The sequence below is a fragment of the Microbulbifer discodermiae genome, assembly GCF_040742695.1.
Taxonomy (GTDB): Bacteria; Pseudomonadota; Gammaproteobacteria; order Pseudomonadales; family Cellvibrionaceae; genus Microbulbifer.
On the sequence record NZ_JBFLAB010000028.1, the window covers coordinates 1 to 14594 of the forward strand.

A 14594-nucleotide genomic window follows, 5' to 3' on the forward strand; every position below is an offset into this window, starting at 1 on the left:
GGACCCCTCGTTTATCGAACTATTGCGCGCCACCCGGGAGACAACCCTGGATGCCCACGCCCACCAGGACATTCCTTTTGAACGGCTGGTGGACGAGTTGAACCCGGAGCGCAGCGTGAGCTACTCGCCCCTGTTTCAGGTGTCTTTCTCCCTGGTGAACACCCCGGTGGACGACGTGGCGTTGGACGAGCTGGCACTGAGTTGCGAGTCCATGGCCGATGATCAGGAGGGGATCTCGCGCTATGACATCACGTTCAATCTGTCGGAGACAGAAACGGGCTTGCGCGGGGGGATGGAGTACAACACCGACTTGTTTGACCGCGTCACGATTGAGCGCATGCTGGACCACTACCAGCGCCTGCTGAGTGCCGCAGTGGCTTCGCCGGCGCTGCCGGTGTCGCATCTGGAATTGCTGAGTGGCGAGGAGCGCCGGCAGCAGCTTGAGCTGTGGAATGACAATGGGGCAGCCTTTCCCGCGCAGACGCTGCACGGTCTGCTGGAGGTCCGGGCGCAGGCGCGACCCGATGCAGTGGCCCTGGTTTGTCAGGATCAGCAGCTGACCTACGGCGAACTGGACCGCCGCGCCAATGGTTTGGCCCAGCATTTGATCGCGGCCGGTGTGGAGCCGGAAACGCCCGTGGGCCTCTGCGTCCACCGCTCACCGTTGATGGTGGTGGGCATGCTCGGCATCCTCAAGGCCGGCGCCTGTTACGTGCCCCTGGATCCCGCCTACCCGCCCAAGCGACTGGCCCATGTGTTGAGCCACAGCGGTATTCGTACCCTGGTGACCCAACAGGCCTTGAGCGCCTCGGGTGCCGTTGGTGTGGCCCAGGTGTCGCACCGCATCGACCTGGATCGCCTGCCAGCGACGGGTGTAGAGTCTGCGCCTGAGCTTCCCGTGCACCCCGATCAGCTGGCCTATGTTATTTATACTTCAGGCAGCACCGGCCAGCCCAAGGGCGTGCGTCTCACCCACGCCAACGCGGTGAATTTTCTCTCGAGTATGCAGGCTGCGCCCGGCATCAAAGCCCGCGACCGTTTGCTCGCGGTCACCACCTTGTCTTTTGATATCGCCCTGCTGGAACTGTTGTTGCCCCTGAGCGTCGGCGCCTGCGTGAGCATTGTGCCCGAGGAGCGTGTGATGCAGGGCGACTGGTTGGCTGCGGCACTTGCGGACCAGCACATCAGCCTGATGCAGGCCACGCCGGTGACCTGGAAATTGTTGTTGCAAAGCGGTTGGCCCGGGCGTTCCCAACTTGCGGCACTGGTGGGCGGGGAGGCCGTCCCCCCGGCGCTGGCCGCGACCCTGGTAGATAAAGTCGGTAGCCTGTGGAACATGTATGGTCCCACGGAAACCTGCGTGTGGTCGGCGGTGCAGGCGCTGGATGCGGGTTTGACCTCGGGGGGCTCAGTGCCCATCGGCCGCCCCATCCACAACACCCAGCTCTATATTCTCGACCGCGAGGGTCAGCTCTGCCCCGAAGGGGTGGTGGGGGAAGTCCACATCGGCGGTGCGGGCCTGTCACCGGGCTATTTCAAACAGCCGGATCTTAGCGCTCTGCGCTTCGTGCCCAACCCCTATGCACAGACTCCCGGCGAGCGCCTCTACTGCACTGGCGACTTGGGTCGACTGCTGCCTGGTAGTGGTGGGGCCTTGGAGTGCCTGGGGCGTATAGACCAGCAGGTTAAGGTGCGCGGTTTTCGGATTGAGCTTGGAGAGGTGGAGACTGCGCTGCAGCAGCACGTCCAGGTGCAAGATGCGGTGGCCGTGGTGCAAAACAGCGCGGATTCAGGGGACGAGCCTGGAGACGCCCGCCTGGTGGCCTATGTTGTGATGCGTGGGGGCGATACGGAAGCGGCGAGTGCTGAAAAGAGCGCTGAAGAGGTCAGTGCCCTGCGCGAATACCTGGCCGAGCGCCTGCCGTCGTATATGTTGCCCTCCTTTATCGTGCCTCTCGAACAGTTGCCTTTAACGGACAACGGCAAAGTGGATCGGCGAAAACTGCCGCTGCCGGCAGAGATCCTCCCCCAGATGGCTCAGCTCCCTCCGGAAGGGGAATGCGAGGAGCGTTTGGAGAAACTTTGGCAAAACTTGTTGAAATGCCCTTCCATTGGACGCCATGACAATTTTTTTGTTATCGGCGGCCACTCACTTTTGGCGGTTCAGCTGCTCAGTGATATTCACGATGAATTTCACCTTGAAATCCCTATCCGCGTGTTTTTTGAAAACCCCTCTATTTGCGAACTTGGCAAAGTGATCGGCTATATGATCGGAGATGCAAACGACGACGACTCCGAAGGCAGTGTCGCGTTTGACGAAATCGAAATTTAAAGTCCAAAAAATAAAGATGACAATGAATCCAGTAGATGTTTTAAATACTTGTAAAGATCACGGCGTGAAAGTCACGCTCAATGAAGGCCGCCTTAAAGTTATCTCGCAGAAGAAAAAAATTCCTGCAGAAATTGTACAGTTGCTAAAAGAAAATCGAGAAGAAGTTATTATTTTTCTCTCGAATTTTTCGTATAAAAAATACGAACTTGAAATTGAAAAGCTCAATCCTTCTAAAGCGAAAGTGCTCTCTTACGCGCAGCAGCGCCTGTGGTTCCTGGGGCAGTACACCGGTGCCAGTGCCGTCTATAATCTGCCACTGGCACTACGGGTGCGTGGGCAGGTCAATGAGAATGCTTTAATCAAAGCAATCGAGAGTATTGTTCAGCGGCACGAGAGTTTGCGCACGCGTTTTCAGACCATCGATGGCGATGCTGTGCAAATGATTGAGGCGGATGTACCTGATATCGCTCTGGAAAAAATATCAACGGTAAATGAAGTAAAAGAGATTTCTGAAGGGGAGATGTCTTTTCCATTTGATGTGACAAAAGATCTGCTATGTCGCTCACGGCTGCTTCATTGTGTCGAAGATAACAGCTATATACTGCTGGTTGTTATGCATCACAGTGTTTCCGACGGCTGGTCCCAGGGCGTGTTGCTTCAGGAGCTGGTGACGCTTTATCAGGCATTTGACCTTGGGCGGGCCTCGCCGCTGCCACCGTTACCCATTCAATACGCAGACTATGCCCACTGGCAGCGTCAATGGTTAAAGGGCGAAATACTGGAAAAACAGTTGCACTATTGGCGCCATCAGCTCGACGACTTGCCACCGGTGCTGCACTTGCCTCTGGACCGGGCGCGCCCCCAGCAACAGAGTTTTCGCGGTCATTTTAAAAACCTTCAACTGCCTCGGCAGTTACTCGAAAAGTTGGAGAATTTCAGCCGCGAGCAAAGTGCCACGCTGTATATGACCACGCTGGCGGCCTTCGCTGTTCTCCTGGGCCGCTACAGCGGGCAACAAGAATTTGCTATTGGTACACCCATCGCCAACCGCACGCGCAAGGAGACCGAAGGACTGATCGGCTTTTTTGTCAACAGTCTGGTCTTGCGCATTGACTTGCGTGAGGATTTACCCTTTACCGAGTTTTTGGCGCGGACGAAAGAGCTGTCCTTGCAGGCTTATGCCCATCAGGACATCCCTTTCGAAATGCTCGTAGATGAACTCAGTCCCGAGCGAGATATCCAGCACTCTCCTTTGTTTCAGGTGATGTTTGCGCTGCAAAAATCTCACAGTGACAGCGTTTCTCTGCCGGGCCTTGAGCTTGAACTGCTGACTTTCGATGGTCAGCGGGAGGGTATCTCACGCTTTGATCTGACCCTGACCCTGCACGAGGGTGCCGCAGGTATTGAAGGTGGCATGGAGTACAACAGCGACCTGTTCGAGGCCGCCACCATCGCGCGCTGGCTGGATCACTACCAGCGACTGCTGGCGGCCATGGTGGCGTCGCCGGAACAGCGTCTCTCGCAGTTAGTGTTTTTGAGCGAGGCCGAGCAAGGGGCGCTGATGCCCCTTCCCCCACAGGAACCCGGCGCTTTGCTGGCTTCTATCACCGGGCCAATAGCGGACCAGGAGCTTGAGCGGAAAGCGCAGACCCTGGCCCGGGCGGTTGGGAATGAGACTCAGCTCGACCTGGGCCGACCCATCGGCCTGTGTCTGGGCAGTGATGGGGAGCACCTGGCTGCGGCCTTGCTGGGGCTGTGGCGGGCCGGGGCGACAGTGGTCCCCCTGGACGCGAATCTGCCAACCCTGGCCCTGCAATATCGTGTTGAGGACAGCGGCCTGGCGGCTATCCTCGGTGACGCTTCGGGCTCAGAGCATCTGGCCGCCTTGAGGGGTGTTCCCGTCCTGGCTCTCGAGTCTTTGCTCTCAACCACATCCGATGCCGAGCAGAGTGTCGGGGCGGCCACGACCGAACTCAATCCCACCCAGAAGGCCCTGCGCTATTACCGTGTTAATGGTGTGGCCAGTGGCGAGACGCTGAGCCATGGCACCCTGGCGTGCCTGGCCCGCTACGAGCGCCGCTGGTGGGGTGAGGGGCTGGATGCTCTCAGCCTGGCCTGCTTGCGGCTGGCGCAGCAGTGGGTGGGCGGTGAGCCCGCCGAGACCCTAAGCCCGGCCATGGGCGCCTGTGTGCTCGACCGGCACGGCCAGTTGGCGGCGCCCGGTGTTGTGGGAGAACTGCACTGGTTAAATGTGGATCTTGGCGAGGGCGATAAGTGTTCTGAGTTTTTGGGCGCGGCCTCTTTAAAGCGCGATTGTCATTCCAGCGGTCTGCCAGCCATTCCCCACTGTCGCGACGATGTTGTGGAGATTGTTGCCGTCGAGTCGCCGCAGGGCTCTTCACAACTTCCGGCCAATTCCGCTACGGCGGCGGCCACTGAGGCTTTGAACCGCCACGAAGAGATCAGCGAGGCCGCGGTACTGTGGCGTGATCAGCCGCCCTGTCGGGTGGCCTATGTGGTGCCCTGTGGTGAGTGGGCCGAGAGCGAGGACAAGGGACTCCTGTGGTCGCGTCTGCGCCGGCATTTGCGCCTGACAGGCCAGGCTCTGCCGGAGGCCTTTGTCGCTCTTGAGGGCCTGCCGCGCGAGGCCAGCGGGCGCCTGGATCGCCGGGCCCTGCCGGAACCCGAACGTGGGGGCAGTGACTCCCTGCCAGTTCCTCCGGCCACTGATACCGAAGCCCGGCTGCTCGCCCTCTGGCAAGAGAAGCTGGAGCGCGACAATATCGGTGTGGAAGACAACTACTTTGTATTGGGTGGAGATTCCATCCGCTCCATCGCCCTGGTGGCAGAGGCCAATGCGGCCGGGCTGACCTTTGCCATCACCGACCTGTTCGAACACCCCACGGTTAGAAGCCTGGCAGCCGCTATTGATGCCGGCGGTGCCACTGGTGTAGACGAGGGGGAAGCCATCGCCCCCTTCTCTCTGCTCAGCGAGAGTGAGCGCAGTGCCCTTGAAGAGCACACGGCCTTATCCACTCTGGAGGACGCCTTTCCGCTGTCGATGATGCAGCAGGGTATGGTGCTGCTGGCTCTCAAACAGCGCCACCTCAACGTGTACGAAAACCTGCAGATTTACCACGTATCCGATGCCTGGGATGGGCCCCTGTTCGAACGTGCGCTGGCCTACCTGATGGACAAGCACCCGATGTTGAAAAGCGTCTACCACCTCGCAGGTGAGCGCCCTCTGCAGTTAGTGTTAAAAAACAAAAAGCCGAACCTGCGGGTGATTGATCTGCGCGATGAGCATGGCGGTGAACGCAGCGAAGAGGAAATCAAAGCGCGCGTGGACCAGTGGATGGACGCGGAAAAAGCCGCGGGCATCGACACCACGGTGGAAGTCTGGCGGGGAACAGTACAGGTGCTGTCAGATACGCGTTTTATCTACGGTATGTTTATTCACCACGCCCTGTGGGACGGCTGGAGCCTGGAGAGTTTTACCACCGAACTCTATGGCACCTACGCCCGCCTGCGCCGGGGTGAGACATTGCCCGTCTATACGCCTTTGCCTTCGTACAATCGCTTTATCGCCCTTGAGCAGCAGGCCCTGGCCTCGAAGGAGCAGCAGCAGTACTGGCAGTCCACCTTGCAAGGCGCGCACCTGCCCTGGTGGAGCGGGCGCGAAAAAGCTCCAAGTTTGCGTATGTCCAGTGCAATAAGCGACGAGACAAGTGCTCAGGTAATGCAATGCGCAGCACGGCTCGGTGTGCAGGAAAAGAGCCTCTGGTGTTCCGTCTACCTGATTTTACTTCACCTGTTAAACGGCTCGGATAAAATACTCGGACTGGTGGCCAGTCAGGGACGCCCGGAAATACCTGATGGGGATAAAATGGTGGGGGTTTTTGTCAACGCCCTGCCTCTTAAGGTTTCTCATTGTGGGCTATCCTGGTCAGAGTTTATCCTTAGCGTAGACCAAGTCCTGCGTGAACAACACCGCCATCGGAACTACCCGGTGGCGCAAATGCAAAAAGATAGCGGCCTAGATTTTTCCGCAACCTTGTTTAATTACACCAACTGGCACGTATATTACGGGGGGGACAGTGCCGCCTTTGAAGATACGCCTGCCGTAGGGCAAGCTAATCCCGAATATAATACCGTCGCGCCTACCAAACTTGGCGGTTGGGCGGAGACCGATTATCTGTTACTAATGGACGTCTACAAAGATGAACAACGGCAACAGTTTGGTTTTGACCTTAGCCTAGACACGAAAATTTTTAACGGCCGCTTTCGCCAGCGACTGCAAAACTATGTATTGGACATTACCCGTGTCCTTCTCTCGCAAACTGGAAGTAAGATCGATCTGTCGGCCTTGCTAAAAAGAGAACACCCAGAGCTTGGGGCGCCGGCTCAATGCAATGTCCAGGACACGGGCGCTCTGGGTGTGCATCAGCACTTTCAGCATAAAGCGAAACACCAGGGGGATACCATTGCCCTGGTGCATGGAAACACGAGTCTTAGCTATCGGGAGCTAGATCGTCGATCTGATAACCTCGCCTGTGCCCTTGCGGACCAAGGCATAAGGGTCGGGTCGAAGGTCGGTATCTGTGTCGAACGTTCAGCAGATTTAATTATCGGGCTGCTGGCGACTTTAAAAGCAGGTGCCTGTTATGTGCCTTTGGACCCGGAATATCCACCTCAACGCCTGGAATTTATGGTGCGGGACAGCGAACTGGACTTGGTTCTGGTACACCCGTTTACCACGGAGGTCGATGCCTTTGCCGATGTTCCCCGTTTAGATATCGCCCGGGCGTGTCGTGTGGCGTACGAGGCGCATAAAATAGCCTTGGCGAGGCTGTTCAATGGTCGACAACTCGCCTATATCAATTACACCTCCGGCAGCAGTGGTAGGCCCAAGGGCGTATTGATCGACCACGACAATATTTTACACTTGGCCAGGAATGACAACGCGATAGCCGTAAGTCGCAATGATGTCGTCGCGCAAATCGCAAATTATGCCTTCGATGCGCTCACCTTTGAAGTCTGGCCCATCCTAATGGCCGGTGGCCGCTTGGTTGTGCTGGATAAACACCAGATATTGGACAGTGAAACCCTTGCGCAATTGTTATTACAATACAAAATATCTGCAGGATTTATGACAGCGGCTTTGTTTAAACGCGTATCGCTTGAGAAAAAAGATGCGTTTGCAAGCCTCAGGGCTCTCATAGTTGGTGGAGAAGCCTTTCCATTAGATACCTTAAAAGACATTATTGACCACAAGCCCGCGAAGGTTTTAAACGGTTACGGCCCAACGGAAACCACCACCTTTGCCGTGTGTTGCGAGTTGGACCACCACGCGGTGAAAGCGGGAATTGCTCCTATTGGCACCGCACTGAGTGGTAAAACAACTTATGTGATGAGCGGCCAAAATCTACTGCCGACCGGCGTATTCGGTGAACTGTGCATAGGTGGAGAAGGGCTTGCCCATGGATATTTGAACAATCCAAGGCTGACAGCGGAAAAATTCATACCAAATCCCTTTGTCAGCGAAGGCGGCGCACGCCTTTATCGCACCGGTGACCTTGTCAGGCGAATTCCACAAGGCGAGGCAAGCGAGAACAAGCTGGAATTTGCCGGACGTGTTGATGAGCAAGTTAAAATTCGCGGCTTTCGTGTTGAGCCCGGAGAACTTCAGGCCCTACTTGTAAGCCACGCTCAAGTTGAGGATGCCGTGGTAACTGTCAGGCATGGGACAGACGGTGTCGAATTGATAGCCTATGTCGCTGTCGGTAACTGTTTTGTCAATGCACCTTGTGACAAAGAGGCACGAGAAGCCTTGACCGAAGCCCTGCTTGCGCTTGCCACAGCGCAACTACCAAGCCATATGTTGCCGGCTGCGCTGGTGGTCGTTGAGCGTTTTGAGCTGACAGAGAACGGCAAAGTTGACCGCTCCTCCTTACCTGCCCCCGAATTGAGCAGCGCGCCGTCCACGCATGTGCGTCACCAAAACGCAACGGAAGAACTGCTGGCAAATATCTGGTGCGGGTTACTACAAAGAAAAAGTATTGGGCGCGACGAACATTTCTTTCAACGCGGGGGGCACTCCCTGTTAGTCATGCAATTGGGGGCGAGAATTCGCGAGCTCTTCGCCATCGAGTTTCCAGTGCGAGCGCTGTTTGAAACCTCAATATTGCGCGATCAGGCGGCCGCCATTGACGCTGTTATTTTGAACGCACAAGGCCGTACTCAGCCCCTCGCTCCTGTGGACCGAAGTCAACCCCTGCCTCTTTCATACGCTCAACAGCGGCTGTGGTTTTTGAGTAGTTACATGGGCCCCAATGCCGTTTACAACATGCCTCTGGCCCTGCGCTTGAGCGGTGATGTGAAGGTTGCAGCGCTGACCCTAGCCCTGACGGAAATTATTCGTCGCCACGAAGTATTGCGTACGCGTTTTGTGCAGGAGGGCGATGTCGTCACGCAGCGTATTGAGGCGGATAAAGGGCAAACCATTGATCTTGAGATTATTGAGAGTGAAGCAGCTGTCCGTGAGCTGGCGTATCGGGAGCGGGTGTATCCCTTTGACTTGCAGCGTGACAGTTTATGCAGAATACGTCTAGTTTTTTGCCGAGAGAGCCAGTCCCATGCGTTGTTGGTGACCATGCACCACAGTATTTCTGACGGTTGGTCCCTAGGTGTGTTTTTTGAAGAACTGGTGACCCTGTATCAGGCGTTTAAACAAGACGGTGATAACCCTCTTGCACCCCTGCCCATCCAATACGCGGACTTCGCCGTATGGCAACGAAAAAGTTTTGATGATGGACAGCTCCAATCACAGCTTGGCTACTGGCAGAAAAAATTAGAAGATCTGCCGCCGCTGTGTAGTTTTCCCACGGATCGGCCACGTCCAGCAGAGCAGACCTTCAGGGGCAGTTTTACTCCGATCAGGATGTCCACATCATTGAGCAATGAGCTCAAAGCCTTTAGTCAGGAGCAGGGGGTTACCCTGTATATGACCTTATTGTCAGCTTTTAGCGTATTACTCAGCCGCTATAGCGGACAAAAAGATCTGGCGGTGGGCTCGCCCATTGCCAACCGCACGCACAAAGCCCAAGAAAGCCTGATAGGCTTTTTTGTCAACACCCTTGTTATGCGTGTCAACCTCTATCACAACCCGCGCTTTGTGGATGTGCTAAAACAAGTACGTGAAACGGCCCTGGAGAGTTACGCATATCAGGATGTGCCTTTCGAACATTTAGTGGAAGAGTTAAACCCCAATCGTGACCCCTCTCACTCACCGCTATTCCAAGTGATGTTTGCACTACAAAACACGCCCACTGAGCGCGTCGCGTTGCCGGACTTTTCCATCGAGCCCCTGGCATTTGATGGTGATAACACAGGTTCTGCTAATGAGGGCGTCTCTCGCTTCGATATTACTTTTACTCTTCATGACGGACCTGAAGGGCTTCAGGGCGGCATGGAGTACAACACCGATCTATTTGATGAAGCGAGCGTGATTAAAATATTGCGTGAGTATGAGGAATTATTGCAAAAAATTATTACTGCGCCGAAGATGCGAGTACAGGATTATCGGCGTCCGAGTAAAAAGGAAAACACCGATGGGCTTGTCGCCACTAATCTAAAGCCTCTAGAGTCAAATACATCCTCTATCGCTCCCTGGTTTGCGTCCCTACGCGATATGAGTGAAAGTGGTACGGCCTTTATTTCCTCGGGCACCGCCTGGGACTTCTGCGAAATTAATCGACGTACCCAACTGTTCGCCTCTTACCTTCTGGATAATGGTTTGGGTGAAGGAAGTAGAATCGGCTTGCATCTGGATACAGTGGAAACGCTGCTACCCGCCTTGTTGGCTTCACAATACTTGGGCGGGTGTGTTGTACCGCTCGACACACGATTGCCTGAATTGCACGTTGAGGCATTACTGGATATCGTTGAACTCGATGGTGTGGTGGTGGATTCGCCGGGACTGGAGAATCTGAAGCGAAGTGGTGAATACAAAGAGCTTAACTGGCTTAGCGCTGATGAGTGCCTTAAGGGCGCTCACATACCGAGGGTTCTCGAGGAGCCAAAGCGCACGTCTGTTTGTCTGTTTCTTCAGAATGACATGGGTGAAATTGAGACCCAGTTGATTTCCGGGGAGTCGCTGTCTTTACTGATTCATGAACAAAGGCAAGAGTCTTTGGCCACGCAAGTCCTTGAGCAATGGATATTTGCACCATTAAACCGACAACTGGCGGTATGTCTGCAAACTCTTCGCCAACTGGCTCGCGGGGAAAGAGAAATCTATGTCGACCAGGATTCATATGAAGTGGATTTTCCAGCTGTTGCTCAACAGTCAAACTATCTTTCCTATTCCGTACTGAGGCCACATCTGGAAGCTTGGTCCCTAAATCGTGAATTTGCTTTGACATCCAGACATGAGCAGAACCGAAGGAGCTGGCACCTGTATATGGTGCCGCAGGAGAAGATCGACAGAGGTAGTTCGGCTGGTAAAGTACTGAGTTATTTGCGCTATCAAAAGGCATTGCTGCCTCTGCCAAATACCGTGGTCTGCATGGACAATTTACCGCGCAAAACCAATGGCTTGGTGGACAGGGCCGCACTACCTGAACCTGATCAAGGGCGCAATAGGCATTTTGTTGCGCCGAGTACACCGACGGAAAAAACCCTATGTGAGGTGTGGCAGAAACATCTTGATCTCGATAGAGTTGGCGTGCAGGATAATTATTTTTCCTTAGGTGGCGATTCCATTCGTTCTATTGCTCTGGTTGCCGAGGCCAATAAAAGAGGGCTTCATTTTTCTGTAAAAGACTTATTTGTCTACCCGACGATTGCCACTTTGGCCGAAGGGGTGGACAGAGGGGCCTTCATGCGGGAAACAGCGCGTAAGCTCGAGCCATTTACCTTGATTACTAAAGAAGAAAAGCACGCGATTGACGAACATTATGGTAAGGGCTGTGTCGAAGACGCTTTTCCTCTTTCCATGATGCAGGAAGGCATGGTATTGCTGGCCCTTAAACAGCCCGGTCTGAATCTTTACGAAAATCTGCAAATTTATCAGTTTGATATCCGCTGGGATCAAGCAGTATTTGAGCGAGCACTTGAGCATCTGATGTCGGTCCACCCGATACTGAAAAGTGTGTATTTTGTGCACGCAGAGCGTCCTTTACAGATAATCCCGACTCACCAGCGTCCCCAAGTATGTGTTAACAATATGCGTGATGCAGACCCTGATGAGGTCGGCCCTGCGCTTGAAGTATGGATGCAGGAACAAAAGCGCGAAGGTATTGACACGACTGTCGGGCTATGGAGTGCGACAGCGCATTTGCTACCGGATCAGACATTTTTGCTGGGTATGTATGTACATCATGCCCTTTGGGATGGCTGGAGTTTGGAAAGTTGTACCTACGAGCTTTATCAGGTCTATCGCCAACTCATAGATCACCACCAGCTGCCTGAAAAAAGAGCACTTTCCTCTTACAATGAATTTATTGTGCGTGAACTCGAAGCCATTGAATCACAGGAACAGCGTGATTACTGGCTCGAGAAAGTAGAAGGAATGCGTTTGCCCTGGTGGGTGACAGCCAAGAAGTCCGCTAGTGGCGTGATTGCCTGGGATGTGACAAAAGACGATCACGACCGTGTGGTTGAGTTGAGTAAGCAGCTCGGCGTGCAAGAGAAAAGCCTGTGGTGTGCCTGTTACCTGGTGTTGCTAGCACTACTTGACGGCAGCGATGAGGTGGCCGGCCCCGTGGCGACCCAGGGGAGGCCTGAAATCGCCGGCGGCGAGAGCATGGTCGGCGTATTTCTCAATGTGTTGCCCGTGAGTGTCAGTTTGCGTGAAAAAAGCTGGCGAGAATTCATCGCGGCTGTGGACCGGGAGTTGCGCGAGCAGCATGCCCACCGACACTATCCCCTGGCTGAAATACAGCGCTTGACAGGTTACGAATTTTCCGGGTCTCTGTTTAATTTCACCAACTGGCAACGAGCAGGGCAACAAACAGGAAATGAGTCTGTAGCGTCTTCCACTTCGGAAAGCGAACCCTCTGCAGGTGGTCCGGTTAAAGTGGGGGGCTTTAGTGACACCAATTATTTCCTGTTGATGGATGTGCACAAAAATGAATCGCAGCAACGTTTTGAACTGAGTTTGAGTTTGGATGGCGGCGTATTCCACGAGGCGTTTCGCGCGCGTATTGAGCACTACATGCGCAATATTCTCGAGCAAGCGCTGGGAGAGAACGAAGATCCCATCCACAAAGGACGTCTGCTGGGTGAAGCCGAAACCACAAGGCTTTTACATCAGTGGAATACTGTGGTCGACCATCCCTGTTGTGACCGCATCGAAGCGTTATTTGAGCGCCAGGCTGAATGGCAGCCGGAGGCCACGGCACTAGTGGTTACCAATACAGGTGGATGCGCCGCCCATTTAACCTACTCGGAGCTTAATCACCGGGCGGATTGGCTTGCCCATCATTTGTGTGCGGCGAGTGCCAGCAGCGGCGCGCGAGTAGGACTTTGCCTGGAACGCTCGCCTGATGTCGTAATCGCTATCCTCGCCATCCTCAAGGCTGGGGCGGCATATGTTCCGCTGGACCCCACACAGCCGGAGCACCGCATTGCTTACATAATTGACGATGCCGAACTCGATCTCGTGGTAACTACACAGAATTTAATCGGTAAGTTGAGCGCCGAAAGACTGTTTGAGTGCATAACTCTGGACACTCCCAGAAAGGCTTCTGCATCGAGCCCCTCCCACCTCGAAATCCAGTCAACGGCGCTGATTAAAAGCGCTGCAGAGGATTTGGCGTATATTATTTACACTTCGGGTTCCACGGGAAATCCCAAAGGGGCATTGGTTAGCCACCGCAATGTCGTTCGTTTGTTTCTCGCCACAGATAGACATTTTCAATTTTCCCGCGAGGATGTATGGACTCTGTTTCACTCTTACGCCTTTGACTTTTCAGTATGGGAGATGTTTGGTGCTTTGTGCCATGGAGGGTCACTGGTTGTGGTTCCGTCTTCTGTTGCTCAATCCCCTCGCGACTTTTATCACCTGTTATCTAAGCAGAGAGTCACGATACTCAACCAAACACCGACGCTGTTTAACCAGCTGGTGGACATCGATAGAGAGGCGGAGCTTGCCCTCGCGTTGCGCGCTGTAATTCTCGGTGGTGAAGCGTTGGAGCCGGAACGACTGTTGCCCTGGTTTGATCGCCACGATGAAAACACTGTACAGTTAATTAATATGTATGGCATCACCGAAACCACGGTCCATGTGACGTTTAAACGTCTCGGTCGCCAGGATCTTGAGTTATCTTCTGTCGTTAACATAGGTCGGAAAATTGATGATTTAGGACTGTATTTGCTCGATCAGCATCTTGCACCGGTTCCCACTGGCGTTCCCGGGGAAATATACGTTGGCGGCAGCGGCGTAACCCAGGGATATTTGCGTCGTGACGAATTGACACAGCAAAAGTTTTTGAGCAACCCCCACTGCGAGGGGGATCGCCTATATAAAACCGGCGATCTCGGACGTTTTCTCGAAAACGGCGATCTTGAATATCTAGGGCGTATTGACCACCAGGTTAAAATCCGCGGCTTCCGCATTGAGCTGGGTGAAATTGAATCCCTGTTGCTGCAAATGGATGGTGTCAAAAGTGCTGTGGTTCTCGCCCGGCAAGATGAGCCCGACAATAAATATTTGATGGCCTACATTGTTAGCGATCAACAGAATTTGGGGAATGCCGCGCGTGAATTTTTACAGTCCCGAGTTCCCGCCTACATGGTGCCGACAGGAATCGTCACCCTTGGGGCTTTTCCCCTGACGGTCGGTGGTAAAATTGATGTTCGCGCCCTCAGCGCTATGCGTCTGGAGCAACCCGAGACTGCTTACATTGCGCCGAACTCAGCGGTAGAACGGCAATTGAGCGAGTACTGGCAACAGATGTTTAACTGCGACAGAGTAGGCGTGGGAGATAATTTCTGGAATCTTGGTGGACACTCCCTGCTGATGATGCGTTTCAACAACTATTTGCGTGGTGAGTTCGGCATTGATCTTCCCGTCGCCAAAATGTTTGAATATCAGACGCTGCAAGAGTTTGCGAATCTTGTCGAGTTAGAACTGGATAAAGCCCAACTTAGACATACACAGAAAATTCTTGATAACGTGCAAAATGATGAAGAGGTTGAAGAGGGATCATTTTAGGTCCAGTTTGACAAATGCTTCCCATAAGGTTGTGACACAATTGAG

General features: G+C 54.2%; 2 protein-coding genes. Both read left to right on the forward strand.

The annotated features are described in order from the left end of the window. On the forward strand, positions 1-2332 hold a 2332-nt coding region (locus tag AB1S50_RS11440), incomplete at its 5' end, for a non-ribosomal peptide synthetase (RefSeq protein ID WP_367150835.1). Further along, positions 2313-14549 (forward strand): amino acid adenylation domain-containing protein, encoded by a 12237-nt coding sequence (locus tag AB1S50_RS11445; protein WP_367150837.1) that lies wholly within the window; start codon positions 2313-2315, stop codon positions 14547-14549. The genes AB1S50_RS11440 and AB1S50_RS11445, both read left to right, overlap by 20 nt. Positions 14550-14594 lie beyond the last annotated feature (45 nt).